The 25382-nt window shown below is 58.4% G+C and carries 23 protein-coding genes; 12 read left to right on the top strand and 11 right to left on the bottom strand.

The genetic code is table 11. From position 1 onward, the window contains the following. Window positions 1-369 precede the first annotated feature (369 nt). The 6 genes from GQR90_RS03930 to GQR90_RS03955 all read left to right on the top strand — a co-directional run bounded on the left by GQR90_RS03930 (window position 370) and on the right by GQR90_RS03955 (window position 5549). Complete coding sequence (locus tag GQR90_RS03930; RefSeq protein ID WP_158772971.1) at window positions 370-873, top strand: ComF family protein; 504 nt, start codon at window positions 370-372, stop codon at window positions 871-873. A gap of 238 nt (window positions 874-1111) precedes the next feature. Beyond that, the gene (locus GQR90_RS03935) at window positions 1112-2095 is read left to right on the top strand and encodes a serine/threonine protein kinase (RefSeq protein ID WP_442778546.1); all 984 of its coding nucleotides are present in this window, start codon (window positions 1112-1114) and stop codon (window positions 2093-2095) included. A 327-nt stretch (window positions 2096-2422) separates the two neighbouring features. Next, entirely contained in the window at window positions 2423-2974 is a 552-nt protein-coding gene (gene folE / locus GQR90_RS03940) for a GTP cyclohydrolase I FolE (protein ID WP_158772973.1), read from the top strand. A 102-nt stretch (window positions 2975-3076) separates the two neighbouring features. Further along, the gene (gene folX, locus GQR90_RS03945) at window positions 3077-3481 is read left to right on the top strand and encodes a dihydroneopterin triphosphate 2'-epimerase (RefSeq protein WP_158772974.1); all 405 of its coding nucleotides are present in this window, start codon (window positions 3077-3079) and stop codon (window positions 3479-3481) included. An 82-nt stretch (window positions 3482-3563) separates the two neighbouring features. Next, the gene (locus GQR90_RS03950) at window positions 3564-3938 is read left to right on the top strand and encodes a hypothetical protein (RefSeq protein WP_158772975.1); all 375 of its coding nucleotides are present in this window, start codon (window positions 3564-3566) and stop codon (window positions 3936-3938) included. Between the two features lie 153 nt (window positions 3939-4091). After that, window positions 4092-5549 carry an NAD-dependent succinate-semialdehyde dehydrogenase gene (locus GQR90_RS03955; RefSeq protein ID WP_158772976.1) on the top strand — a complete coding sequence of 486 codons (1458 nt, stop codon included), beginning with the start codon at window positions 4092-4094 and terminating at the stop codon, window positions 5547-5549. 397 nt (window positions 5550-5946) lie between these two features. Here the strand turns inward: GQR90_RS03955 and glsB are convergent, their stop codons facing one another. Further along, window positions 5947-6888: a glutaminase B gene (gene glsB, locus GQR90_RS03960; protein ID WP_158772977.1), complete on the bottom strand. Its 942-nt coding sequence runs from the start codon at window positions 6886-6888 to the stop codon at window positions 5947-5949. Between the two features lie 282 nt (window positions 6889-7170). Between glsB and GQR90_RS03965 the strand changes: the two genes are divergently transcribed. Both GQR90_RS03965 and GQR90_RS03970 read left to right on the top strand, forming a co-directional pair. Beyond that, entirely contained in the window at window positions 7171-7380 is a 210-nt protein-coding gene (locus GQR90_RS03965) for a DUF2061 domain-containing protein (RefSeq protein ID WP_158772978.1), read from the top strand. A 63-nt stretch (window positions 7381-7443) separates the two neighbouring features. Further along, a complete protein-coding gene (locus GQR90_RS03970) occupies window positions 7444-8526 on the top strand; it encodes an amidohydrolase family protein (RefSeq protein ID WP_233266421.1) in 1083 nt (360 codons plus the stop codon). Between the two features lie 148 nt (window positions 8527-8674). Here the strand turns inward: GQR90_RS03970 and purH are convergent, their stop codons facing one another. The 8 genes from purH to dsbD form a co-directional block, all read right to left on the bottom strand. Continuing rightward, entirely contained in the window at window positions 8675-10252 is a 1578-nt protein-coding gene (purH, locus tag GQR90_RS03975; RefSeq protein WP_158772979.1) for a bifunctional phosphoribosylaminoimidazolecarboxamide formyltransferase/IMP cyclohydrolase, read from the bottom strand. 67 nt (window positions 10253-10319) lie between these two features. Next, entirely contained in the window at window positions 10320-10616 is a 297-nt protein-coding gene (gene fis, locus GQR90_RS03980; protein ID WP_024950777.1) for a DNA-binding transcriptional regulator Fis, read from the bottom strand. Further along, window positions 10613-11647, bottom strand: coding sequence for a tRNA dihydrouridine synthase DusB (gene dusB, locus GQR90_RS03985; protein ID WP_158772980.1), 1035 nt, complete (start codon window positions 11645-11647; stop codon window positions 10613-10615). Before dusB ends, fis begins: the two co-directional genes overlap by 4 nt. A 121-nt stretch (window positions 11648-11768) precedes the next feature. Continuing rightward, on the bottom strand, window positions 11769-12683 hold the full coding sequence (gene prmA, locus GQR90_RS03990; RefSeq protein WP_158772981.1) for a 50S ribosomal protein L11 methyltransferase: 915 nt from the start codon (window positions 12681-12683) through the stop codon (window positions 11769-11771). Window positions 12684-12815: 132 nt separating this feature from the next. Beyond that, window positions 12816-14156 (bottom strand): acetyl-CoA carboxylase biotin carboxylase subunit, encoded by a 1341-nt coding sequence (gene accC / locus GQR90_RS03995; RefSeq protein WP_158772982.1) that lies wholly within the window; start codon window positions 14154-14156, stop codon window positions 12816-12818. Between the two features lie 19 nt (window positions 14157-14175). Next, window positions 14176-14637: an acetyl-CoA carboxylase biotin carboxyl carrier protein gene (accB, locus tag GQR90_RS04000; protein WP_158772983.1), complete on the bottom strand. Its 462-nt coding sequence runs from the start codon at window positions 14635-14637 to the stop codon at window positions 14176-14178. A 161-nt stretch (window positions 14638-14798) separates the two neighbouring features. Then, window positions 14799-15242: a type II 3-dehydroquinate dehydratase gene (gene aroQ / locus GQR90_RS04005; RefSeq protein ID WP_158772984.1), complete on the bottom strand. Its 444-nt coding sequence runs from the start codon at window positions 15240-15242 to the stop codon at window positions 14799-14801. A gap of 301 nt (window positions 15243-15543) precedes the next feature. Beyond that, window positions 15544-17538 (bottom strand): protein-disulfide reductase DsbD, encoded by a 1995-nt coding sequence (gene dsbD / locus GQR90_RS04010; protein WP_233266422.1) that lies wholly within the window; start codon window positions 17536-17538, stop codon window positions 15544-15546. A gap of 381 nt (window positions 17539-17919) precedes the next feature. On the opposite strand from dsbD, the gene GQR90_RS04015 reads away from it, so the two are divergent. Continuing rightward, window positions 17920-19023: a DUF2333 family protein gene (locus GQR90_RS04015; RefSeq protein ID WP_158772985.1), complete on the top strand. Its 1104-nt coding sequence runs from the start codon at window positions 17920-17922 to the stop codon at window positions 19021-19023. 142 nt (window positions 19024-19165) lie between these two features. On the opposite strand, the gene ppa is transcribed toward GQR90_RS04015, so the two are convergent. Then, window positions 19166-19696, bottom strand: a complete 531-nt coding sequence (gene ppa, locus GQR90_RS04020; RefSeq protein WP_158772986.1) for an inorganic diphosphatase — start codon at window positions 19694-19696, stop codon at window positions 19166-19168. A gap of 306 nt (window positions 19697-20002) precedes the next feature. On the opposite strand from ppa, the gene GQR90_RS04025 reads away from it, so the two are divergent. Further along, window positions 20003-21730: a bifunctional protein-serine/threonine kinase/phosphatase gene (locus tag GQR90_RS04025; protein ID WP_158772987.1), complete on the top strand. Its 1728-nt coding sequence runs from the start codon at window positions 20003-20005 to the stop codon at window positions 21728-21730. A 103-nt stretch (window positions 21731-21833) separates the two neighbouring features. Here the strand turns inward: GQR90_RS04025 and GQR90_RS04030 are convergent, their stop codons facing one another. Further along, window positions 21834-23096, bottom strand: coding sequence for a 6-phosphofructokinase (locus tag GQR90_RS04030; RefSeq protein WP_158772988.1), 1263 nt, complete (start codon window positions 23094-23096; stop codon window positions 21834-21836). A 192-nt stretch (window positions 23097-23288) separates the two neighbouring features. Here GQR90_RS04030 and mpl point away from each other — a divergent pair, with 192 nt between their 5' ends. After that, complete coding sequence (mpl, locus tag GQR90_RS04035; protein ID WP_158772989.1) at window positions 23289-24722, top strand: UDP-N-acetylmuramate:L-alanyl-gamma-D-glutamyl-meso-diaminopimelate ligase; 1434 nt, start codon at window positions 23289-23291, stop codon at window positions 24720-24722. After that, window positions 24719-25381: a flavin prenyltransferase UbiX gene (locus GQR90_RS04040; protein WP_158772990.1), complete on the top strand. Its 663-nt coding sequence runs from the start codon at window positions 24719-24721 to the stop codon at window positions 25379-25381. The genes mpl and GQR90_RS04040 overlap by 4 nt, the downstream gene beginning before the upstream one ends. The last annotated feature ends 1 nt before the right edge of the window (window position 25382 follow it).

Genomic DNA, 25382 nt, shown 5'->3' on the forward strand with positions numbered 1-25382 from the left:
GAGGTCAACGTTCCTTGTTATCAAAGGTTGACTGAAATGATAGAGTTTTGGCGAATCCTGTCAACGTTAAGATATTTAAAAGTTGACCAGTGGCGGCTGTCACGGCCGTGTGCCTTTTGCTCGCGCCAGCAGACGGTCGATATCATGGAGGGAAGCCAGCTCTCGAGCGATGTGCGTTCGTCTGCGATCGTGAGCCACAGTGACTGGTGTGCCGACTGCGATACGATGATTGTCCGCAATCGTCATGCCTGCCCGTGCTGTGCTGAGCCCATGGCCTCTGCGGCGCTGAGTATGTCGCCCTGTGCACGTTGCCTTCTCGCACCACCCGCCTTTCAGCACACTTTTGCGCCGTTGCGCTATGAAGGGGTGGTGGCAGGATTGTTTCAGCGCTACAAGGACCAACATCAGCGACGTGCAGGTAGATTGCTGGGACAGCTGATGCAACGTGAACTGACACCTCTGTGTGAGGCATGGTTGTCGTCGCGTTCCGACGCGTCAGTGATTCTGGTACCGGCAGACAAGCGGCGGCAGCGATTGCGGGGACATGATCCGCTGGCGGGACTATGCAAAGGGTTGGGGGGAAAGGTGCGCAAGCATCAGCAGAAGACAGTCGCAAGACTGAGAAACGATGACTGCTCTCATGATGATCAGCGGCTGCGCGGGCGACGCGGACGTCTAAGCGCGCAGCGGGGGCGTTATGACATCATCGGCCCCTTGCCCGACAGCGTCATGCTGATTGATGACGTGATGACCAGTGGTGCGACGCTTGATAGCCTGGCCCTGGCATGTCGTCAGGCCGGTGCCCGGGAGGTAGTAGCCTGTGTATTGGCCCGTACGCCGCTATCGACAGCCGTCGCGGCACTACGGAGTTAACGTTTTTTCTCGTATTGCACCCGACTTGGTGATCAATCAGGGAGAAGACTGGCGGTGAGAGGGTCTAATCTCATAGCATGCAGGGTCCGGCAGCCGTTTGCTGGTCCATGCCCGAGGAATTGCCATGCCTATTGATCCTGTTTCACCTGCTACCTCGCAATCTTCCGGCACCTCGAGTGATATTGATGCGCTATCCAATGGTAATGCCTGGCCGACATCAACCGCTCAGGATGGCCCGGTGGACAAGCGTTTCCACCCTTTTGATGCACTGGCACCTGATCGTGTGGTCGCTGCTGTCGAGTCATTAGGATTCTGGTTGCCTGGTGAGCCTTTTGCGCTCAACAGCTACGAGAATCGTGTCTACCATCTGGCCGATGACGATCGTCGACGCTGGGTGGCCAAGTTTTATCGTCCTGAGCGCTGGAGCCGTGCACAGATTCTCGAAGAGCATGCCTTTCTGGCTGAGCTTGAGGATGCGGGTGTGCCCGGGGCTCCCGCCTGGGCGAATGCGGAGGGCGAAACCCTCCATCAATACGAAGGGTTTGATTTCGCGCTGTTTCCTCATGTCGTGGGGCGTGCACCAGAACTGGAATCAGCAGAGCATCTGTTTCACTTGGGTGAGCTGATTGGCCAGGTACATGCCATTGGGCGCAAGAGTCAGTTCCAGGCACGTGAAACACTGTCTCCTGCCCGTATTCTCGATGAAAGCCGCGAGAGCGTGCTGGCCTCTGACTGGCTAAGCGAGCGTCAGCGCGACAGCTACACGCGTGTGATAGATGCATTGCATCCGCTGATCGCCGAGCGTAACTGGCCAGCAAGCGCCCTGATTCGTACACACGGCGATTGCCATATCGGCAATATGCTCGGGCGTGACGAGCACTTCGCGCTGGTGGATTTCGATGATTGCCTGAGCGCTCCGGCAGTTCAGGATCTCTGGATGCTGCTGACGGGTAGCAGTGATCCTGAGCTGCACATGCAGCTTTCCGAAGTATTGGAAGGTTATGAGCAGCACTGCGAATTTGACCGAAGTGAGCTCCAATGGATCGAGGCTCTACGTACATTACGCATGGTGCGACATAGTGCCTGGGTCGTGCGGCGCTGGGCAGACCCCGCCTTTCCGCAGGCCTTCTCGCATGTCGCGAGCCTGGGGTACTGGGACGATCACATCCGTAGCCTTGAGCAACAACGCGTCGCGCTGGATACGCCACGCTGGCTGGCTTGACGAGATTGATCCTCCAATGGGGATCGCGCTTGGATAGTCTGCCAGAGCGAAATGTCACCCTCATCGGTTTCCGGTGGGGGTGATGTCGTCATTGAGAAGAGGATATCGCGGGGGATGCTGATGGATATTGAGTGGATCAAGCGGTGAATAGCCAATCTGGAGTGTGATCAGGCCTGCGCTGACGGCATCCCTGAGGTAGAATCTGCCCCTGACATTGAACGCATAGTTATACAGATTTGTTTAGTTGTTAACTATTGTATAGCTTATGTGCTTTACCCCTGCTATGCGTGCTCACGTGCGCCCCTGACCGATATCATAGGCAGACGGATGACCGAAGAGATTGCCAACCACTACCGCCAGATCATCACCGCGTTAGGTGAAGATCCGCAGCGTGAAGGCTTGCTGGACACCCCGAAACGGGCTGCCAAGGCCATGCAGTTCCTGACGCATGGCTATCATCAGTCGCTGGAGGAGATCGTCAACGGCGCCGTCTTTACCTCCGATACTGATGAGATGGTACTGGTCAAGGACATCGAGCTTTACTCGATGTGCGAACATCATCTATTGCCTTTCATTGGCAAGTGCCACATCGCCTATTTGCCTGAGGGCAAGGTGCTGGGGTTATCCAAGTTTGCACGTATCGTCGATATGTACTCACGTCGGATGCAGATTCAGGAAAATCTGACGAAACAGATTGCCGAAGCTGTCCAGCAGGTGACTGGCGCGCGTGGCGTAGCGGTTGTCGTCGAGGCACGTCATATGTGCATGATGATGCGTGGTGTCGAAAAGCAGAATTCCAGCATGAAGACGTCCGTAATGCTGGGTGCTTTCCGCGAAAATCAGCCGACTCGTCAGGAGTTTTTGACGCTGATCAGCTGATGTGAGTATCACGACGCCGCTGCCTTCGGCGGCGTTATCGTGTGAGGGCGCCATCGAGAGCCGTCGATATATGTGCGCCTTCCCTGATAGGAGTCCCAGTCGATGCCGATGCATGCCCTGCACGATGAACATCTCGATCATGACCTTGCCACCATCCGCATCAAGAACCTGCGGCTGCGTACTTATATCGGTATCAATGAAGACGAGATCCAGAATCGTCAGGATGTCGTCATCAATGTCGTGATTCGCTACCGCGCCGCGCGTGCGGTGCAGTTCAATCACATCAGTGAAGCGCTCAACTACCGCACCATCACCAAGCAACTGATCGCGCATGTCGAGGACGGCCGCTTCGCGTTGCTAGAACGCATGACACGCGAAGTGCTCGATATCGTGATGGGGCATGAGCAGGTACTGACGGCACAGGTCGAGGTAGATAAACCGCACGCGCTGCGCTTCTCCGATTCAGTCTCCATCACGTTGTCCGACAGCCGTGAGGTACGCGTCTGACGTCTATCCGGTGTTTCGAAATTGAAAAACTGTCTCTCGAATACTTGTTTGAATACCAGTATCGAATATCAGGAGTCGTCACGTGATCGGTGAAATCAAGACCTTCGATGATGATCGCCAGGAAGGCATTATCGTGGACGAGAAGGGCGCAGAACATGTGTTCGATCTAGTCGGTTGGCGTGGGCGTGGTTTGCCGGGCAGCGGCCTGTCCGTCGACTTTGAACTGCGAGACGGGCGAGCGATGCAGGTCTTCAATGCGCGGGTCAAACAGCAGAAGGCGCGCAGGAAAATACCCGTTGAGTCGCTCCCCTCTGCCTCACATACGGAGTCAAGCACCTCCACTTTCGTTCGTTCCCTCTCTCGTCTTGGCTCGCCATGGTTGGCAGGAGCACTGACTGTCCTGTTGCTGATAACCTTGGCAGGGTTGTGGTTGTTGTGTGATGCCCCCACTCATTAGGCTAGCCTTATCCGTAGCACTTATCAGTAGCATCTGAGGTTCGAGCGTATCGGTAGCGCCTGAAATCCTTGAGTGTTCTATCACTTAGCGCTTTACGTGTTTGATGCTACTGATGTCTCGGTCCGACCTGCACGCATGTCTCGGGAGTCCACCATGGAACATCTTAACGATACTAGTCTGTTTCGCCCCTTTGCTTACATCGACGGCGGCTGGGTAGCCGCTGATTCTGGCGAGCAGATAGAGGTCAATAACCCCGCTACCGGTGAGATCATTGGCCGTGTACCCCGCTTGGGCTATGCCGAGACAGAGCGTGCGATCGAGGCTGCCCAGCGCTCCTTTACTGATTGGAAAGACACGCCTGCACTTGAGCGTGCCGATATCCTGATGAAGTGGTATGCGTTGATGCTCGAGCACAAGGATGACCTTGCGCGCATCATGACGCTGGAGCAGGGCAAGCCGCTGGCTGAGGCCGCAGGCGAAATTCAGTATGCTGCCAGCTTCCTGCGCTGGTTTGCTGAAGAAGGTCAGCGTATTTACGGTGACACCATTCCCGCCGCCAAGCGTGATCAACGCATCATTGTGCTCAAGCAACCCGTTGGAGTAGTGGCTGCGATTACGCCGTGGAACTTCCCGTGTTCAATGATCACGCGCAAGGCAGGTGCCGCGCTAGCAGCGGGTTGCCCCATTGTCGTCAAGCCGGCCAGTCAGACGCCGTTCTCCGCCCTGGCATTGGCAGTACTGGCTGAGCGTGCAGGGGTACCGCGTGGAGTGTTCAACGTCGTGCCAGGCTCCGCGAAAGACATCGCTGCCGCCATGACGGACTCCAGCATCGTGCGCAAGGTGACCTTCACCGGCTCCACCGAAGTGGGTCGCGGCTTGATGGCCAATGCTTCACAGCACATTCAGAAGATTTCGCTGGAACTGGGTGGCAATGCTCCCTTCCTGGTATTCGAGGATGCTGATCTCGATGCTGCAGTTGAAGGCGCGATGGCCGCCAAGTTCAGAAACGCCGGTCAGACTTGTGTGTGTACCAACCGTTTCCTCGTTCAGTCCAGCGTCGTGAATGCTTTCAGCGAAAAGCTGGCGGCAGCGATGAATGCTGAGCTAACGATCGGCAATGGGCTTGATGAAGGCGTCAAGATCGGCCCGCTGATCGACAATGATGCTGTCGAGAAGGTCACCGAACACGTGCGTGATGCCCTTGATAAGGGCGCTGAGTTGCTGCTGGGTGGACACCCGCATCCGCTGGGGGGGAGCTACTTCACGCCGACGCTAATCACTCAGGTGACGCCGGAGATGAAGGTGGCCCGGGAAGAGACTTTCGGTCCACTGGCGGCCATCTTCCCCTTCGAGAGTGAGGAAGAAGCCATCGAGATGGCCAATGACACCGAGTTTGGTCTGGCCAGTTATTTCTATAGCAGCGACCTGAAGCGTGTGTGGCGCGTCTCGGAAGGTCTCGACTACGGCATGGTCGGTATCAATACCGGCTTGATCTCGAATGCTGCAGCGCCCTTTGGTGGTACCAAGGCATCGGGGCTGGGTCGCGAGGGCTCAAAATACGGCCTTGAAGAGTATATGGAAACCAAGTATCTCTGCCTGTCGTTGACCTGATACACCTGTGTTGGTTGAGTGAGAGCCATCACTGACAGAGTGATCGGTGGTACCAGCAAGGCAGTGTCGCAAGCAAAGCACCCGTTCGAGGAGACTCGTGCGGGTGCTTTTTTCTCAATGAATGATCAACGATTGGGAGAGGTTCTGTCGACAGGTGCTCTCTAGTGCATCGCCAATCTCGAGGCTGAGATGACAAATCAGCACTTTTACTGATCAGTGACGGTAATCTCTTGATGAGCTTGTCGGCATTCGCTTACTTGTGAATATGCTTAAGTAAACTACAGTAAGACGGTGGGACCTGTGGTGATAGTCTTCAAGGATTGAAGACAGGGCGAGACGCGTGGCGGACGCGACTCGCCCTTTTTGTGTCTGTCTTTTGTGTTCTATCACCTGGTGCTCAGCCAAGAGGAGAGAGCCCCATCCCCGTCACTAGCCCTTCCAGAGCATGACGCCCGGCAATTGAATTGCCATAGCCATCCAGTCGTGGCGACCATACGCAGATACTCATCTGTCCCGGCAGGATGGCGATGATACCGCCGCCGACACCGCTCTTGCCTGGCAGGCCGACCCGCCAGGCAAAGTCTCCCGCAGCATCATATAGCCCACATGTCAGCAGTAGTGCATTGAGCTGGCGGGCCTCCAATGGCGAGACGACCTGCTGACCATCCAGTGGATTGACGCCACGGTTGGCCAGAAAGGCGAAACTGCGCGCTAGCTCAACGCAATCCATCGCCACTGAGCAACTGTGAAAGTAGGTATCCAGCACATCATCCACATTGGCGTGGACATTGCCGTAAGCCTGCATCAGATAGGCCAGTGAGGCGTTGCGCGCCTTGTGGTCCATCTCGGAGCGAGCCACCTTCTCATCAAAGCCGATGTCATCACTGCCGGAGAGCCGCCTGAGCTGTTCGCGCAGCGTATTCTGGATCGAGACAATACGTGATACCAGCAGGTCGGTAATCACTAGCGCACCGGCGTTTATGAAGGGATTTCGTGGTATGCCATTCTCCACCTCCAGCTGCATCATGGAGTTGAAGGCTTGACCGGAAGGTTCACGACCTACGCGGGTCCAAATGTCATCAGAATCCAACCGTTGCATTGCCAGTACTAGCGCATGCACCTTGGAGATGGATTGTATCGAGAAGCGTGTATGAGCGTTCCCCGCGTACTGAACGCTGCCATCGACATGGCACACGGCGATACCGAACTGATCCGGATCGACCTTCGCTAGCGCCGGAATATAGTCGGCCACCTTGCCTTCATTGAAGCAGCGAGAGGCATCTTCTGTCAGGCGTTCGAGAAGCGACTGGAGGGTGGCGGAGTCAAGTTGCGGCGTCATGGCGACCTTGCAGAAACAGGAAGGGAAATGAAGTGTCAGTCAGATAGGGCTGGCTGGCAGAGCATTCTAGCGGATCTGCTCTCGACTGGCGCGCGTGGATCAAAGCAGGCGCCGAGAAGGACGATAGCCAAGACTTATCGGTAGCGTAGAGGAAAGTGATTTCATAATGCAGATGAGACTCACTATCATTCATTCCATCGAGGCAGCAGGTCCCAGCGTTGTCTCCCGCTTATTCGCTTTGCATCGTTTTGCAGGCGATTGATAGCCCGGAGGGCTGCCGACATGACCAAGACACTGACCTTTGCCAGCATGCACTTCACTATCGCTTTCGGCGTAACCTACCTGTTGACTGGCGATATCGTGGTGGGGGGGCTGGTCGCTATCGTCGAACCGGCTGTCAATACCGTAGCATTCTTCTTCCACGAGAAAGTCTGGAATCGACTGACTGCCCGTCGTCAGCAGATCGAGAGCGGAGCCGTACTGGCGAGCTGAGCGAGCTTGCACAATGGCCGGTGGGCATCGCAGAATCGTGTGCCCTGCCTACCGGAGCCATTCATGTCACTATTCACTGATTCACCAGCGCATCTGGTACGCACTCGCGGTTTTTCGCGGTCGTTGATGATGGGTACTTTGGCGATTGCCACCAGCTTGATGATCAACATGGCCCATGCTGCTGAAGAAGGGGGTTCCCGCCGTTATCATTACAGTGATGCGCACCTCCACTTCGTCGATTTCTTCCAGCAGAGCGATGGTCTGGGCAAGCTATTGGATGCGATGGATGCGGGCCACGTCGACCACGCCTTGATAACTGGTATCGGAGTGGCCAAGAAGTGGCAGCAAGATGCCCCCAAGAAGCCGCGTTACTACATGGGCGATGATGCGCCGGTCTACTGGTATTCGGGCACCGATTACATTCTGGCCGAAGCGCTGACCCGTGCCCCTAAGCCGGTGCAAGCGCGGTTCTCGCCCTTCATCACGGGCTTCAATCCCACCGACCTGAACGCCGCGGATGAGATTCGCCAGCTGATGGCAATTTATCCCGGTTTCTGGAAGGGTATCGGTGAAGTCTTCACGCGCCATGATGACCTGACCCGCCTGACCGAAGGCGAGACACCGCGTGCCAACCATCCTGCCTTGATGAAGGTCTACGCGCTGGCGGCTGAAAAAGGCCTGCCGGTGATGATTCATTCCAACGTCACCAGCAAGCGGGAAGGGCATGAGGGGCTCTATCTCGAGGAGTTCGAGAGTGCCGTGCGTGCCAACCCCAAGACGACCTTCATCTGGGCGCACGCAGGGACCAGTGCCGAACTCAATCGGCGGCTGGGACGCATGACATGGCTGCGGGGTGAGATCGAACGCATGCTGGAAACCTATCCCAACCTGAATATCGATCTGTCCTGGTCAGTGCTGGAGCCCTATCTGCTGGATGAGAAGGGCCAGCCGCGCCCGCGTTGGGTGACGCTGGTGGAACGCTTCCCTGAGCGATTTGTCCTTGGTAGCGATGTCGTGGGTCGCTTCGGCTCGGTAGGTGAGATTCTGGCGAGCTACACGCCGTTTCTGGATGCGCTTGAGCCTACGACTGCACGGAATGTGGCGCGTGACAACTTCCTGCGCTGGGTTAACCTACCGGTCGAATGACCACGGTTCTTGTCATATGTGCATGAAAAAGCCCCCGTCAGCGAGTCGCTGGCGGGGGCTTTTGCGTGAGCGACAGTGGCTGCGCTCTCGCCTGTCACCGGTGTCGATCGTGACCTGGCCAATCGACACCGGTTCAGTTGTCACATTCTCAGTGACGGAAGTGACGCATGCCGGTGAAGACCATGGCGATGCCAGCTTCGTTGGCCGCATCGATGACTTCCTGATCACGCATGGAGCCACCCGGCTGAATGACGGCAGTGATACCGGCAGCCGCTGCGGCGTCAATACCGTCGCGGAACGGGAAGAAGGCATCGGATGCCATCACGGAACCCGGCACGACCAGCCCTTCATCGGCTGCCTTGATACCCGCGATCTTGGCCGAGTAGACACGGCTCATCTGGCCGGCGCCCACCCCGATGGTCTGGCCATCCTTGATGTAGACGATGGCGTTGGACTTGACGAACTTGGCGACCTTCCAGGCGAAAGTCAGGTCGTTGAGTTCCTGCTCGCTCGGGGCGCGTTCGGTCACGACCTTGAGCTCATCACGGCCAACCATGCCTTGATCACGATCCTGCACCAGCAGGCCACCGGTGACACGCTTGAAGTCATGGCCACCAGCGCGTTCGACTTCCCACGCATCAGCGACGTTGAGCAGGCGCACATTGGCCTTGGTCGCGATGATGGCGGCAGCGTCTTCGCTGATGCCCGGTGCGATGATTACCTCAACAAACTGGCGCGAGACGATGGCCTGTGCAGTCTCGGCATCCAGCGGCACGTTGAAGGCGATGATGCCGCCGAAGGCGCTGGTCGGGTCAGTCTGGTAGGCGCGTTCATAAGCGGCCAATGCAGATTCTCCAATGGCAACGCCGCACGGATTGGCGTGCTTGACGATGACGCAAGCCGTCTCCTCGAAGGCTTTGACGCACTCGAAGGCAGCATCAGTATCAGCGACGTTGTTGTAGGACAGCGCCTTGCCCTGCACCTGAACAGCGGTGGCAACGCTGGCTTCACGAGCATCGTCTTCGACGTAGAAGGCGGCCTGCTGGTGCGGGTTCTCGCCGTAACGCATGTCCTGCTTCTTGGTCAGGCTGATGTTGTACTGGCGCGGCAGGCCTTCGCTGCCCCCTTGGACACGCTGGCCCAGCCAGTTGGCGATGGCGCCATCGTAGGCAGCGGTGTGCTCGAAGGCAGCCACGGCCAGGTCAAAGCGCGCGCCATCGCTGACGGCGTTGTCGTTGGCATCCATCTCGGCGATCACACGGTCATAGTCTGCCGCGTTGACGACGATGGTGGTGTGGGCGTGGTTCTTGGCGCAGGAACGCACCATGGTCGGGCCACCGATGTCGATGTTCTCGATGGCGTCCTCAAGTGAGCAGTCCGGGTTGGCCACGGTGGCGGCGAACGGGTACAGATTGACGATGACCATGTCGATGGGGTCGATGCCATGTTCGGCCATTACCGCATCGTCCTGACCGCGACGACCAAGAATGCCGCCGTGGATCTTCGGATGCAGCGTCTTGACCCGGCCATCCATCATTTCCGGGAAGCCGGTGTGCTCGGAGACTTCGGTCACATTGAGGCCGTTGTCCTTGAGTAGGCGGAAGGTGCCGCCGGTGGACAGCAGAGCGACACCGCGGGCGTCGAGGGCACGGGCGAATTCGACAATGCCTGTCTTGTCGGAAACACTCAGGAGGGCGCGACGGATGGCTTGGGGCTTGGCTTGCATGATGCTCCACTCGTGGATCAACAAAAAGACGCCGGGGCACCTGTAAGGGTGCCCCGGCGGGGTGAGATTAGATCAGATCAAACTGCTTGAGCTTCTTGCGCAGCGTGCCTCGATTAAGGCCCAGCATATCGGCGGCGCGGGTCTGGTTGCCCTGGGCGTGGGCCATCACCGCTTCCAGCAGTGGCGCCTCGACCTCGGCCATCACCATGGCATGCAGGTCGGTAACCTGTTCGCCATCCAGATGGGCGAAGTAGCGCGCCATGGAATGCTCGACGGCTTCGCGCAGCGTCTGATGGTGCCGAACCGGCGTCATCAGAGTGGCCTGGCTTTCGTCGTCCGGTGAGAGGGGGTGCCTGCTGGTCATGCTGCGTGACTTCCTTGCGTCTCGGTGCGGGCGATGCCATCCGGCTCGCCGAACAGGCGGGTCAGGAACTGGCGCTGATCATCTGGTTCCTCGAGAGGATTGAAGTGGCGTTTGAGCTCACTGCCATCCTTGCGGGTCGCCAGATACCAGCCCACATGTTTGCGTGCAATACGCACGCCCATGTAGTCACCGTAGAATTCATACAGGGCCTCGAGATGGGTGCGCATCACGTGAGCGCGCTCCACATCACTCGGGCCGGTGGCTACCTGACCAGTCGCCAGATAGTGATTGATCTCGCGGAAAATCCAGGGGTTGCCCTGTGCGGCACGACCGATCATCACGGCGTCCGCTCCCGTATAGTCAAGCACACGGCGCGCCTTCTCGCCGCTGTCGATATCACCGTTGGCAAACACGGGGATTGATACCGCTGCCTTGACGGCGGCGATGGTGTCGTATTCGGCGTCGCCGGTATATTTCTGCTGGCGCGTGCGGCCGTGGATGGACAGCGCTTGAATACCGGCACTCTCGGCCATCCGGGCGATGATCAGCGCGTTGCGCGTATCGCCGCACCAGCCGGTGCGCATCTTCAGTGTCACGGGGATATCCACCGCGCGCACCACGGCGTCGAGAATCTCGCCGACGAGGCGCTCATCACGCATCAACGCTGAACCTGCCGCCTTGTTACAGACTTTCTTGGCCGGGCAACCCATGTTGATGTCGATGATCTCGGCGCCCATCTCGGCATTGAGCATCGCGGCCTCGGCCAGCATTTCGGCATCGCCACCGGCGATCTGCACTGCACGCGGGCCGGGTTCACCCGCATGATTCATGCGCGTACGTGACTTGACCGTATTCCACAGACGCTTGTCACTGGTGACCATTTCGGACACTACCAGTCCTGCGCCCAGCTCACGGCAACGTTGCCGGAACGGGCGGTCGGTGACGCCAGCCATGGGGGCCAGAATCACGCGATTGGGGAGCTGATGCATACCGATGCAGGGCAGGTCGGTATGAGGAGAAGTGTCTGTCATGAGTCTCGTGTCTGATGAGCATGAGGTCTGGCGCGGGGGCGTCATGATACCTAGAGCGCCGCGGGGTTTGAAGACCTATTTCATCCTGATGTATTCCCCGTGGCAATTGAGTGCTGGGCAATCAGGCCTTTTGCGGGCGCTGACCATTGAGCCGCACCCAGCCATCACGTTCCACTGGCGTATCCATGACCAGCCCGGCTTCACGGTAGGCTGCCAAAACGTCATCTGCTTGCGGTGCCAGGATACCTGACAGCGCCAGTAGACCACCCGGTGCGACGTTGGCCGCGATCTGCGGAGCCAGTTCGACCAGCGGGCCGGCCAGGATGTTGGCGACCACAATCTGATAGTTGGCTTCCGGCAGGCGATCCGGATAGCAGAGTGTCAGTTGATCGCTGACGGCATTGCGCTCTGCATTGTCACGCGAGGCTTGCAGCGCCTGAGGATCAATGTCGGTGCCAAGCGCCTGTCGTGCGCCAAGCTTGAGTGCCGCGATGGCCAGAATGCCGGAGCCGCAGCCGAAATCGAGTACGTTATGGTTGGTCAACGTGCCATCCACGGCCAAGCTGTCGAGCCATTCCAGGCATAGCGCGGTGGTCGGATGAGTGCCGGTGCCAAATGCCAAGCCGGGATCAAGCATCAGATTGACAGCATCCTGCTCGGGCGCTTCGTGCCAGCTGGGGACGATCCAGAGCCGCTGACCCATGCGCAGTGGCTCGAAGCCGTCCATCCACTCGCGAGTCCAGTCACGGTCTTCCAGGATCTCGACCTCGATCTCGGGGCAGGGCTCCTGGGGCATCAACATCGCCCAGCCGGCGCGTACACGTTCACGCATGGCCTCGATACCTTCGGTGCCATCCCATAGACCAGTGAGGACAGTTTCGCTCCACAGCGGCGTGCTGCCGAGGTCTGGCTCGAACAACGGCTGATCTTTGGCGTCCTGTAGAGTGATGGCGCAGGCGCCTTCCTCAAGCAGCAGGTGCTCGAGAATTTCAGCATGATCAGGGACGATACGGGACTTGAGTTGCAGCCAGGACATGGTGGCTCCTGTGAAAAGCGGTGGGAGAAGAGTGGGGTACAGACGACAGAAGGGCGGCCGAGGCCACCCTTCTGTCGTCTACCCGCAAGCGTACTGCACTACGCGGCGCTTACGGGTATCAAGCAGGGCATGCTAGAGGCCCAGCTTCTTCTCCAGATAATGGATATTGATGCCACCTTTCTGGAAGGCAGTGTCACGTACCAGGTCTTTGTGTAGATCAATGTTGGTCTTGATACCTTCCACCAGTAGCTCATCGAGGGCAACACGCATACGCGTCAGTGCGATCTCGCGGCTTTCGCCCCAGGTGATCAGCTTGCCGATCAGGGAGTCGTAATGCGGCGGAACGGTATAGCCAGAGTACAGGTGCGAGTCCATGCGTACGCCCAGACCGCCCGGCGCATGATAGAGCTCGACCTTGCCCGGAGACGGCATGAAGGTGCGCGAGTCCTCGGCATTGATGCGGCACTCGAAGGAGTGGCCACGCAGCTTGATATCTTCCTGACGCACGGAAAGCGGCAGGCCGGAGGCAATACGTAGCTGTTCCTTGACGATATCGATACCGGTGACCATCTCGGTGACCGGATGCTCCACCTGAACACGGGTGTTCATCTCGATGAAGTAGAAGCCACCATCTTCGTACAGGAACTCAAATGTCCCTGCACCACGATAGTTGATTTCGATACAGGCATCGGTGCACGACTTGAGCACCTTGGCACGGGCGTCGTCGTCGAGCAGCGGAGCCGGTGCTTCTTCCAGTACCTTCTGATGACGGCGCTGCAGAGAGCAGTCACGGTCATACAGATGGACAGCATTACCCTGACCATCGGCCAGTACCTGAACTTCGACGTGGCGCGGGTTCTGGAGGAACTTCTCCATGTACACCGTGCCATCGCCAAAGGCAGCTGCTGCTTCGCCGATGGTGATGCTGACCGAGGACAGCAGGCTGGCCTTGGAATGCACGACGCGCATGCCGCGACCGCCGCCGCCAGCGGCAGCCTTGATGATCACCGGATAGCCGATACGCTCAGCGATGGCATAAAGCTCATCTTCGTCTTCTGACAGCGGGCCGTCAGAGCCGGGCACGGTCGGGACACCAGCCAGCTTCATGGCCTCGATGGCGGCGACCTTGTCACCCATCATGCGGATGGTTTCAGGGCGCGGGCCAATGAAGGCGAAGCCGGAGCGTTCAACCTGCTCAGCGAAGTTGGCGTTTTCTGACAGGAAGCCGTAGCCCGGGTGAATGGCGTCGGCATCCGTTACCTCGGCCGCTGCGATCAGCGCCGGGATATGCAGATAGGATTTTGCAGAGGAGGCTGGGCCGATACATACGGCTTCATCCGCCAGGCGGACGTGCATCAGGTCGCGGTCGGCCTTGGAGTGCACCGCTACCGTCTTGATGCCCAATTCCTTGCAGGCGCGAAGGATGCGAAGGGCGATCTCACCGCGGTTGGCAATCAGTACCTTGTCGAGCATGGTGACGTGTCCGTTGGTATCAGGAAATGACGATCATGGGCTGGTCGAATTCGACAGGTTCACCGTCCTCGATGAGGATCGCTTCTACAACGCCATCCTTGTCGGATTCGATCTGGTTCATCATCTTCATGGCTTCGACGATGCAGACGGTATCGCCTTTCTTGACGCTCTGGCCGACTTCAATGAAGGACTTGGAGCCCGGCGCCGGAGAGCGATAGAAGGAGCCGACCATTGGAGAGTTGACGGTATGGCCCTGCGGTGCAGCCGGAGCAGCCGGCATCTCAACGCCCGCGGCAGCCGGAGCGGCCTGCTGCTGCATCGGCTGCTGCATCATCATCGGGGCCTGCATCATTGGCTGCTGAGCAAAGCCTTGCGGATGACGGCTGATACGGACGGATTCTTCGCCTTCCTGGATCTCGATTTCGCTGATGTTCGACTCTTCGAGCAGTTCAATCAGCTTCTTGACCTTGCGGATATCCATGACATTAGTCCCGATGTAAAAGTGGCTGGAAAAGGGTGAGTACAGTCGTGCTGCATTCGGTTTTGAAAAAGCTGCGGGCGACAGTCCCGATGGCTGTCCCGATCGTCAATCTGACCGGTGAGTCTATGTGTCAGGTCAAAAGAAGACCTGATGGCAATGCGTTAGCCGCTGGCAAGATCGTTCAGGGCTGCTTCAAGCGCCATGTCATAACCATGAGCGCCAAATCCCATGATGACGCCGCGTGCCACATCGGAAAAATACGAATGATGGCGGAATGCTTCGCGAGCATGGGTATTGGATAGATGCAGCTCAATAAAGGGGATGGCAACACCAAGCAGGGCATCGCGCAGCGCTACGCTGGTATGGGTAAAAGCCGCCGGATTGATCAGAATGATGGCGGTACCGTCCTCGCGAGCAGCATGGACTCGCTCGATCAGCACATGCTCGGCATTGGACTGTAGCCAGTCCAATTGATGCCCGGCCTCGCTGGCACGAAGGCTGAGACGCACCCGGATCTCGTCCAGAGTGGTCGTGCCATACACATCAGGCTCACGGGTGCCCAGCAGATTCAGGTTGGGGCCGTTGAGTACCAGGATGTGTGCCATGAAAGTCCCTTCTGTCAGCAGATGCCGAGTCGTAAGCTCGCTGAGCTGTTAACCCTTGAGGAAAGTGCAAAGATACCGTCACTATCCGCGACGTTTACCTATTGAGCGTAGGCTGTTACCGCAGTGACGCGGATTCTGCCGAAATTCTCGAACGCTGTCCAGTTTGGCACCGAACCTGTTTTCTGCCGCTTCCCTGTTCATCTATTGAGGAACGGATGAAGCGCATGCGCACGCCACATGGGGTTGGCCTGCTTCGTGCGCACGGTAACGGGCGGCAATCACGCGTGATCTGTTGAACGTATCATTCACCACGCTGCTGGCGGAGGACCTTATCCAGATGTGGGCCTAGCTGCTCTGCATTCACTTCACCTTGGATGCGTGCGTCACGTAGCTCCTGATCATCGGCAAAGAACAGCAGGCTCGGCGGACCGAAAAGACCGAAGGACTTGAGCAGCGATTGAGTTTCATCGCCAGTACCGGTGACATCGGCGCGGATCAAGTGAAACTGGCGCAGTTGGCTGGCAACCTCAGGAAATACTTCTCGTTCCATGACCTTGCAGGAGATGCACCAGTCAGCATAGTAGTCGACAAAGACCGGCTGGCCGCGGCTGGCGGCTAGTGACAGCTCGCGATTGAGTGCATCCATATCAGTCACGGTAGTGAAATCAAGTGCCTCGCGTTTCGCGTTATCGCCAGATGATGCACCACCGGTGAAAGGTAGTAGCGGACGTAGTGGGTCTGTCGCACCACCGGCCACGCCGAGCAGGCTGATCATGCCCCAGCCAAGCGTGACAAGCCCCAGTGCCTGACGAGCACGCGCCCAACCTTGCGGCGCCGCCGAGAGTGCACCAAGCGCCACGCCGGTGCCGATGGCAAGGGCTGCCCAGCCGAGCAGCGCCAGCGGGGCAGGCAATAGACGCTCTATCAGCCATAGCGCGACGCCTAGCATCAGTAGCCCGAAGGCCTGCTTGATGCCCTCCATCCAGCGACCGGCCTTCGGTAACAGGCTAGCGCCAAAGGTTCCAACCATTATCAGTGGCACGCCCATGCCCAGCCCTAATGCAAAGAGCGCCAGCCCTCCCTTGAGTGCATCACCGCTGGCCGAGAGATAGACCAGTGCACCCGCCAAGGGAGCCGAGACACACGGCGAAACCACCAGGACTGACAATGCCCCCGCAAGAGCCAGTCCGCCGGGACCTGCCCCCATCAAGCGCGACTGCAAGCCATCGAGGCGTGAGTGCAGCCCCCCCGGTAACCGCAGGTTGAACGCGCCGAACATGGCGAGTGCGAATACGGCAAAGAGCCCGGCGAAGGGAATCAGCACTGTCGGTGACTGCAGGTGCGCTTGCAGGTTGAGGCCAGCGCCGAACAGACCCATCAAGGTGCCTGCGGCAGCATAGGTCAGTGCCATGCCCAGAGCGTAGCTTGAAGACAGCAGCAGGGCGCGCGGGCGACTCGGGCGCTGACCGACGATGATCGAGCTCAGAATGGGGATCATCGGCAGCACACAGGGAGTGAAAGTCAGCCCAAGGCCTGCGAGGAAGAACAATCCAAGCGCCGTGATGAGGCTTGCATCGATAAACAATGCGCTGAAACCTGCATCCGTGCCGGATACCGTCGTTGTTGATGCGGTTTCGCTCCTGGCCTTATCGCTGCCTATGTCGCTATCGTTGACCGCGACGGACTTGTCATCAGGCGCGTTGGCAGAGGGCGTCGGCATCAGATCAGAAAACTGGGCAGGTGCACTTTGCTCGCCTGCGTCGAGCGTTACGGTTTCCGGTGGATAGCAGAGCCCTGCATCGGCGCAGCCCTGAAAGGTCAGCGTCAGAGGGACTGGCCCATTATAGGTACCCTTGAGAGGGATGCGTATGACCATCGGGCCATGGAAGACCTGCACTTCACCCATATACGGGTCTTGCTTGAATTCACCAGGCGGCAGGTCTGCCTTACCCAGTTCAGCCTCGCTGTTGTCAGAGGAAAAGGCGAACTGATGACGATAGAGGTAATAACCATCTGCGCTAGTAAAACCGACGTAGAGCGTATTGCCTTCACGCCAGGCGCGCGGAGTAAAGGCTTCGCTGACGGGCAGGAAGTCGCTGCTGCTATCGCCACCAAAAAGCCCCGACGATGAAGACGCGCCGGAAGACGAGGAGCCATTGCCGAACAGGCCCGCATGGGCGGGTGTCGATGCACTCAGCACGGCGAAGGCCAGTAGCAGGGCGACAACAGTTGCCGCGAGTCGGCGCAGCAATGATGAGCTGAGTGGAGCGTAGCTTTCTAGAAACGGACGAAGCACAAAAGCATCCTTTTACAGTGCCGGAGGCCGCTGTGGTGGCCTGTCGCAAGATATGGAGCCAGTAGCGGGAGAGTGCCAGCGGCGAATGGCGCCTAGTGAAAGATAGCGTCGACGCCGTGTGATGTCGGTCATGATCACAGAGGATGACTTGCACCCAGATGAATATGCCTCTATGTAAACATCATCATCCTCGTGTATCTGGTTTACCTCGCAGAGTGCGACTGGCACACGCAGAGGCGCATGATAGGATAGGAAGTACGTCATGAGTACCGGCGATAGATGCATCACGGATACCCACATCTGCTTCAGGTCTTATCGCACGTCTTTTTTACTCGTATTTACACAAGGCCTTGCTACAAGGCCTTCTACAAGGAAAAACGCATGGCCCTATTCGGTAAAGGCAGCAAGAGCGGCGCAGGTCGCGACGTGCTGGAAACGCCTCAGTATGGCTGGATCTGGAAACCCCTGGTCGGCCTGTTCATCATTTACCTGCTGGTCTGCGTCGGCCTTGGCATGTATTGGAGCTCTGAGCCGGACGAGTTCAATGTTGATCAAGCCACCCGTACCGAACTGGCGCGTGTGCATGGTCTCGCCGTACCGCAAGCCAGTGTTGACGGTGAATCCGTTGCACCTGCCTTCGAAACTCTGCCGACGGGTACCGCGACGGTCGCTACGTTGATGACGCTCAATGACACTCTGCTGCACAAGCCGGGTGGTTATCTGAAGAATGACATCGCGCCGCCCGGGCTGTGGCTCGATAATATGCCCAACTGGGAATATGGCGTGCTAGTGCAGATACGCGACATGACACGTGAGCTACGCAAGGAATTCAGCCGCTCTCAGTCCCAGTCCAGTGATGACAAGGCGCTGGGCAAGGCTGAATCACTGCTGTTCATCGACGCCAATGCCTGGATGTTGCCGAAAGCCGAAAATGAGTACGCCGATGCCAATCGCCAACTGGGTGACTATCTCAAGCGTCTGAGTGATGACACGCAGAACAATGGTCAGTTCTATTCGCGTGCCGATAACCTGGCTGCGTGGCTATCTGATGTCGAGAATCGTCTTGGCTCGCTGTCACAGCGCCTCTCTGCCAGCGTTGGCAAATCTCAGCTCAATCTGAGTCTGGCCGGTGACAAGAATGCTACGTCGGCCAAGAACACGGAAACGGAAGAAGAGATCAAGACCCCGTGGCTCGAAATTGATGATGTCTTCTATCAGGCACGTGGTACCTCATGGGCGCTGATTCATCTGCTCAAGGCAGTGCGTCATGACTTCCACGGCGTACTGGAAGACAAGAACGCCGTGACCTCCATCGATCAGATCATTCGTGAGCTGGAATCTACCCAGACGGATATCGGCAGCCCGGTGATACTCAATGGTTCCGGTTTTGGCTTCTTCGCCAACCACTCTCTGGTCATGGCCAACTATATCGCCCGTGCCAACTCTGCCATCAGCGACCTGCGTAGCCTGCTGGAAAATGGCTGATCGTCAGCGGTGTTGCCCTGCGAGTTAGTCTGAATTTCCTGAGTGTCCTGCGCAGAATCAAAAAAGCCCCCGTCAATGACGGGGGCTTTTTTTACGACTGCTCGGCAACCTGCAGGCAGGTAACGACAGTCACCAGAAGGAGTTAGTCTTTCTGGTAGGCAGCAGCGGCCTTCACGATTGCAGCGCGGGCAGCATCAGCGCCGTCCCAGGAATCGATCTTGACCCACTTGCCTTTCTCGAGATCCTTGTAGTTCTCGAAGAAGTGCGCAATCTGCTGACGCAGCAGTTCCGGCAGATCAGTGACCTCATGCACGTCGTCATACAGCGAGGTCAGCTTCTGGTGCGGCACGCAGACCAGCTTGGCGTCTTCACCAGCTTCGTCGCTCATGTTCAGAATGCCGACCGGACGAGCGCGAATGACGCTGCCAGGCGCGACTGGGTAAGGAGTCACAACGAGGGCATCGAGGGCATCGCCATCGTCAGCCAGGGTGTTCGGGATATAACCGTAGTTGGCCGGATAGAACATCGGAGTGGCCATGAAACGATCCACCATGAGCGCATCGATATCCTTGTCGATCTCGTACTTGATCGGCGCGTGATTGGCCGGAATTTCGATCGCTACGTAGACGTCGTTCGGCAATTCCTTGCCAGCGGGGATCTTGTCGAAACTCATTGTCGAGTCCTTGGGTTTGCGGGTTGAAGGCCTGCGGAGCAAAATTCCGCTGAATTATACGAACTGGCAGACCATTTTGCCATTATGCCATGCCCTGCTGGCGGCTGTTGCACCATCGAGTGATGGCGTTACATGAGTAAGCAGGTAACACTTGGCCACATCTAGCGCCGTCAGGTGCGCTCAGACCGCCCTGGAAGTGATGTTGGCGTGTTACGTTCAAGAATAAAGAGTACCGAGCCAGCGAAATCGTGACAGCAGAATCGAGACAGCGGCACCTGGTTTTTAGAGACAGTTAAGGAGACCGCCTTGGCGGATGCAGAGCTTTCCCTCAGTTATGGCCAGGCCTTTGTGGCACCGGATCGCAAGCGACATCGCAGTTCGATGTCGCTTGAGATTCCCACCGAACGTGGCCCGTTGGCGGCCAAGGGCGGGTGTGCGCTGATCGCGGACACCACCAGCAAGAATGCGATTGCCAAGCAGGCGGGTGATCTTGCCGTGCGTGGCTTCCTGGCTGACTACTTTGCGACACCTGATAACTGGAGCGTCAAGTATTCTGCCACGCGGGTGCTGCGTGCCTTGAATAGTTGGTGCTATAGCCAAAGTCGCTTTGTGCGTGGCGGTAGCTACGTCACCTCGATATCGGCGGTTATCTTTCGCGGCCAGTCGGCGCATCTGTTTCATGCCGGCGATACCGTGGTATTTCGTCTGCGCGGTGGCGAGTTTGAACAGATCTCCCGGGATCATGTCACGGACCTTGGCGGCTATCGCTATCCGTCGCGTGCGCTGGGAATGGATGTCAATCTCGATATTGATTACATCGAGCTGCCTCTCAAACAGGGCGATATTTTCCTGCTGACCACTCAGGCCGTCCGTGGCACATTGCTGCCGTCGGATTTCGTTTCATTGATTCGTGCTGATGTGTCTGATCTCGATGCTGCCAGTGAGCGCCTGGCGCATGCTGCCGCCGAACGTGCCGATGAGCGTGGCTATACCGCTGATCAGTTCTGTTTCCAGTTGGTGCGTATTGACCGGTTGGCGAGTGCTGCCAATGATACGCCCGGCCGTGTCTACGGCGACTTACCGGTGCCACGCGAGCTGGAACCGGGGGATCGCCTCGATGGACTGGAAGTGCTTGAGGTGATGTCGCGTAGTGCACGAGTGCGTGTTTACAAGGTGCGTGACCTCAAGAGTCGACGCGTCATGGTGATGAAAGCGCCAAGTCCGGAGTTGTCGCTCAAGAATGCTTATCTGGAGCACTTCCTGCTGCAGCAGTGGGTGGTAGATCGAGTCAACTCGCCCTTTGTGGTCAAGGTGATGGAGCCCTCACGCCCACGGGATCATCTCTACTATCTGTTGGAACACCTGGAAGCCCGTACCTTGACCGACTGGGCGCGTCAGCATCCTCAAGCCAATCTTGGACAGCGTCTCGATATCGCGCGTCAGTTGGGAAAGGCCGTGCATGCACTCAATCGACGCGAGGTATTGCATCAGCTGATTCATCCCGACAACGTGATGATCGATCGTCACGGGAAGGTGGTACTGGTGGACTTCGGGGCGTGCCACCTGCGCGAAGGCGATGGACACGAGAGTGCCGGACCGCTGGCACGCCAGGTCGGGTTGACTGAGCACAGCGCGCCGGAATATGCGCTGGGCGCTGAGATCAGTCGACGCAGTGATCAGTACGGGCTGGCGTCGGTGATCTACTGGCTGTTGACGGGCATGCAGCCCTATTCCCAGTCGCTAGAGCAATTACGTACCCAGACTGATCTCGAATTGTTGGAATATCAGTCGGCGCGTATGCGCAATGCCGAGGTGCCACAGATGCTGGACGAGGCTTTGAAGCGTGCGTTGGATCCTCAGCGTACGTTGCGTTTCCGGCGTCTGTCGGAACTGTTGTATGCCCTGCGTCTGCCACAGCAGGACCCCGGCAAGGCGTTGACGCCTTCAGAGGCGATACGCGAGCCGGCCAATTTCTGGCAGGGCGTGGCCGGTATCCTGTTGTTGTTGCTAGTGCTGTCGTGGCTGCTCAAATAGTCGTCTAGTGCTGATGACTCATGTCTTTTTAGGCTAAGCCAGCGCAAAAAAAGCCCCGCACAGTGTCCTGTGAGGGGCTTTTGCCTGACGATGAATCGATCGATCAGATCGAGAATGGCGTCAGCTTCTTCTCGACCTTGGCCAGCGTCAGCTTGGCGACAGCCGGCAGGCCATTGACGAAGGGCGGGAAATCTTCGCCCTGAATCAACGGAGACAGATACTGACGGCAAGCTTCAGTGATGTAGAAGCCATCTTCACTGATGTAATTCAGCGGCATGAACTTCTCATGGTTGGCGATCTGCTCAAGCGGCGCCTCGATGATATCCCATGCGTAGTTGTCACCCTCGCCGAGGCGACGAATCGCCGGCATTACGGCGTTCTTGCCGGCCAGTGCCATTTCTACCGCGGCACGACCCGTGGCATACGCCTGCTCGACATCGGTCCTGGAGGCGATGTGGCGCGCCGCGCGTTGCAGGTAATCTGCGACGGCCCAGTGGTACTTGTAGCCCAGATCCTGCTTGACCATGCCGGCGAGTGTCGGCGCAACGCCGCCCAGCTGGCGGTGACCGAAGGCATCGGTGTTACCCGCATCCGCGAGGAAGGTACCGTCTTCGTAGCGCGCACCTTCCGACACCACGACCACGCAGTAACCGTACAGGTTGACGCACTCATCAACGCGTGCCATGAACCGCTTACGATGGAAGGCGACTTCCGGGAAGATGACGATATGCGGCGGCTGGGTGGCATCTTCGCCTGCCAGTGCACCGGCAGCAGCGATCCAGCCTGCGTGACGGCCCATGACTTCCAGGATGAACACCTTGGTAGAGGTGGCACACATGGAAGCGATATCGAGACCCGCTTCACGGGTGGAGGTGGCGATGTACTTGGCCACGCTGCCAAAGCCCGGCGAGTTGTCGGTGATCGGCAGATCGTTATCCACGGTCTTGGGCACGTGGATGGCCTGGATCGGGTAGCCCATCGTTTCTGACAGCTGTGACACCTTCAGGCAGGTGTCAGCACTGTCGCCGCCACCGTTGTAGAAGAAGTAACGGATGTCGTGGGCCTTGAATACCTCGATCAGACGCTCGTACTGGGTACGATGGTCTTCGATGCTCTTGAGCTTGTAGCGGCAGGAGCCGAAGGCCCCACCTGGCGTGTGGCGCAGCGCCGCGATGTTGTCGTCGCTTTCCTGGCTGACGTCAATCAGGTCTTCGGTCAGGGCGCCGATGATGCCGTTATGACCGGCGTAGAGCTTGCCGATCTTGTCACTGTTTTCACGGACGGCTTCGATCACGCCACAGGCGCTGGCGTTGATGACGGCGGTAACGCCACCGGACTGGGCGTAGAAGGCATTGTGCTTGGTCATGGGCTTCTCGTCTCTGCTTCCTTGTCATGGTCTTGATCGGGTTGGCGCCTACCGCGGCATCATATCCGAAACCCATTGTGGCTGCACGACGCTGGTGCGCTACTCACGTGTCGTTTTTCCTCGACAGTCCGTGTGCTACTCGCAGCCTGACGGGCATGCTAGGCTGCTCGGGCTTCCGGATTGGAGAAACAGATGCACCTTCACGTCATCGGTATTTGCGGTACCTTCATGGGCTCGCTGGCACTCCTTGCCCGCGCCCGTGGCCATCGTGTCACCGGCAGCGATGCCAACGTCTACCCGCCCATGAGTACTCAGCTGATCGAGGCCGGTATCACCTTGATGGAGGGCTATGCGGCGGACAATCTTTCTCCCGCGCCTGATCTCGTGGTGGTGGGCAATGCCGTGTCTCGTGGAAATCCCGAGGTCGAGGCGTTGCTCGAGTCTGGCCTTGCCTATACCTCCGGCCCGCAATGGTTGTGTGATGAGGTGCTGACGGGGCGTCCGGTGATCGCGATCGCAGGTACGCACGGCAAGACGACCACCGCGACCATGACGGCCTGGATTCTCGAGTGCGCAGGCCTTGCACCCGGCTATCTGATCGGCGGTGTCCCGCCTCAGCTGGGGGACTCGGCGCGCATCGGTGATCCGCAAGCGCCCTTCGTGGTCGAGGCGGATGAGTACGACACGGCTTTCTTCGACAAGCGCTCCAAGTTCGTCCATTACCGTCCGCGCATTGCCGTACTCAACAATCTCGAGTTCGATCACGCGGATATCTTCCCGGATCTCGCTGCCATTGAGCGCCAGTTCCATCATCTGGTACGCACCGTACCGGCGGGTGGCAAGCTGGTGGTCGCGGCGGACGCCGTTGCAGGCGCTGATGCCCTGGAGCGCGTACTGGATCAAGGTTGCTGGACCCCGGTGACGCGCTTCGGTGATGAGAACGGCATCGAGAACGCCGGTAGCGATTGGCGCTATCGCATGATCAGTGGCGACGGTAGCCATTTTGCACTGGCAGCTCCGGCGGAAGAGTCGGAACACTTCGTCGAATGTCACTGGGCAATGCGCGGACGTCACAACGTGGCCAACGCCTGCGCTGCTGTCGCGGCGGCAGTCGAGTGCGGCGTGAGTGGCGAGGTGGCGCTTGAGGCCTTGTCACGCTTTGCGCCGCCCAAGCGTCGGCAGGAGCTGCGTGGTGAGGTGGCCGGCGTCAAGGTCATCGATGATTTCGCGCATCACCCGACCGCCATCGCGACCACGCTGGAAGGCCTCGCCCCGGGTGTGGCGGCTGAAGGGCAGGGCGGCCGCCTGTGGGCAGTGATCGAGCCGCGTTCCAACACCATGAAGCTCGGCACCATGAAGGCGCGTCTGCCGGCCTCGGTGACGGCGGCGGACCGCGTCAGCTGGTTTGCACCACCGACGTTGGGCTGGTCACTGGATGAGACGGTGCGTGAATGCCGCGCGCTGGGAGTAGAGGCTGAGGTCGAGCTGGATCTGGACGTGCTGATCATGAAGCTCGCCAACGAGTCGCGTGCCGGTGACTGGATCGTGGTGATGTCCAATGGCGGTTTCGGCGGGATTCATGAGCGGCTGCTGAATGCATTGGCGGCACGGGAAGGTGAGGCATGACGGATAACGTTCAACCGACGGCTGAAACAGGGCAGGCATTTAAATCAGCCGTGACCGTGGCACTGACAGGGGCTTCTGGTGCGCAATATGGCCTGCGGCTGATCGAGTGCCTGGTCGCGGCGGGCCATGAGGTCATGGTGATGATCTCCAAGGCGGCGCATATGGTGATCGCCACCGAGACGGACGAGGAACTGCCGGCACGGCCAGCGCGGCTTGCTGAGGTACTGAGTGAGCGCTATGGCGCCAAACCCGGTCAGATTCGTTGCTTCGGACGCGAAGACTGGATGGCACCGGTCGCATCCGGCTCCGGCGCACCGAGTGCCATGGTGGTATGTCCATGCTCCACCGGCTCACTGTCCTCGATTGCCTGTGGTGCCAGCAACAACCTGATCGAGCGCGCAGCGGATGTTGCACTCAAGGAACGGCGCACCTTGATTCTGGTGCCGCGCGAAACGCCTTTCTCGGCCATTCACCTTGAGCACATGTTGACACTGACGCGCATGGGTGCAGTGATTTTGCCGGCCGCGCCGGGCTTCTACCATCGTCCACAATCCATTGACGACATGATCGACTTCATCGTCGCGCGCATTCTCAACCAGCTGGGTGTCCCACACGCACTGATGCCGCGCTGGGGCGAAGGTCATGTCGGCAGCGATTGAG

The organism is Cobetia sp. L2A1 (genome assembly GCF_009796845.1).
In the GTDB taxonomy this organism is placed as follows: Bacteria; Pseudomonadota; Gammaproteobacteria; order Pseudomonadales; family Halomonadaceae; genus Cobetia.

What these genes read in the sequence shown, in the direction of transcription:
- GQR90_RS04030 (WP_158772988.1), bottom strand. Translation starts at nt 23,096, where the DNA reads ATGACCAAGCACAATGCCTTCTACGCCCAGTCCGGTGGCGTTACCGCC.
- fis (WP_024950777.1), bottom strand. Translation starts at nt 10,616, where the DNA reads ATGACCAGCAGGCACCCCCTCTCACCGGACGACGAAAGCCAGGCCACT.
- GQR90_RS03955 (WP_158772976.1), top strand. Translation starts at nt 4,092, where the DNA reads ATGGAACATCTTAACGATACTAGTCTGTTTCGCCCCTTTGCTTACATC.
- aroQ (WP_158772984.1), bottom strand. Translation starts at nt 15,242, where the DNA reads ATGGCACACATCCTGGTACTCAACGGCCCCAACCTGAATCTGCTGGGC.
- dusB (WP_158772980.1), bottom strand. Translation starts at nt 11,647, where the DNA reads ATGACAGACACTTCTCCTCATACCGACCTGCCCTGCATCGGTATGCAT.
- folE (WP_158772973.1), top strand. Translation starts at nt 2,423, where the DNA reads ATGACCGAAGAGATTGCCAACCACTACCGCCAGATCATCACCGCGTTA.
- accB (WP_158772983.1), bottom strand. Translation starts at nt 14,637, where the DNA reads ATGGATATCCGCAAGGTCAAGAAGCTGATTGAACTGCTCGAAGAGTCG.
- prmA (WP_158772981.1), bottom strand. Translation starts at nt 12,683, where the DNA reads ATGTCCTGGCTGCAACTCAAGTCCCGTATCGTCCCTGATCATGCTGAA.
- mpl (WP_158772989.1), top strand. Translation starts at nt 23,289, where the DNA reads ATGCACCTTCACGTCATCGGTATTTGCGGTACCTTCATGGGCTCGCTG.
- GQR90_RS03970 (WP_233266421.1), top strand. Translation starts at nt 7,444, where the DNA reads ATGTCACTATTCACTGATTCACCAGCGCATCTGGTACGCACTCGCGGT.
- accC (WP_158772982.1), bottom strand. Translation starts at nt 14,156, where the DNA reads ATGCTCGACAAGGTACTGATTGCCAACCGCGGTGAGATCGCCCTTCGC.
- purH (WP_158772979.1), bottom strand. Translation starts at nt 10,252, where the DNA reads ATGCAAGCCAAGCCCCAAGCCATCCGTCGCGCCCTCCTGAGTGTTTCC.
- GQR90_RS04015 (WP_158772985.1), top strand. Translation starts at nt 17,920, where the DNA reads ATGGCCCTATTCGGTAAAGGCAGCAAGAGCGGCGCAGGTCGCGACGTG.
- ppa (WP_158772986.1), bottom strand. Translation starts at nt 19,696, where the DNA reads ATGAGTTTCGACAAGATCCCCGCTGGCAAGGAATTGCCGAACGACGTC.
- GQR90_RS04040 (WP_158772990.1), top strand. Translation starts at nt 24,719, where the DNA reads ATGACGGATAACGTTCAACCGACGGCTGAAACAGGGCAGGCATTTAAA.
- folX (WP_158772974.1), top strand. Translation starts at nt 3,077, where the DNA reads ATGCCGATGCATGCCCTGCACGATGAACATCTCGATCATGACCTTGCC.
- GQR90_RS03965 (WP_158772978.1), top strand. Translation starts at nt 7,171, where the DNA reads ATGACCAAGACACTGACCTTTGCCAGCATGCACTTCACTATCGCTTTC.
- glsB (WP_158772977.1), bottom strand. Translation starts at nt 6,888, where the DNA reads ATGACGCCGCAACTTGACTCCGCCACCCTCCAGTCGCTTCTCGAACGC.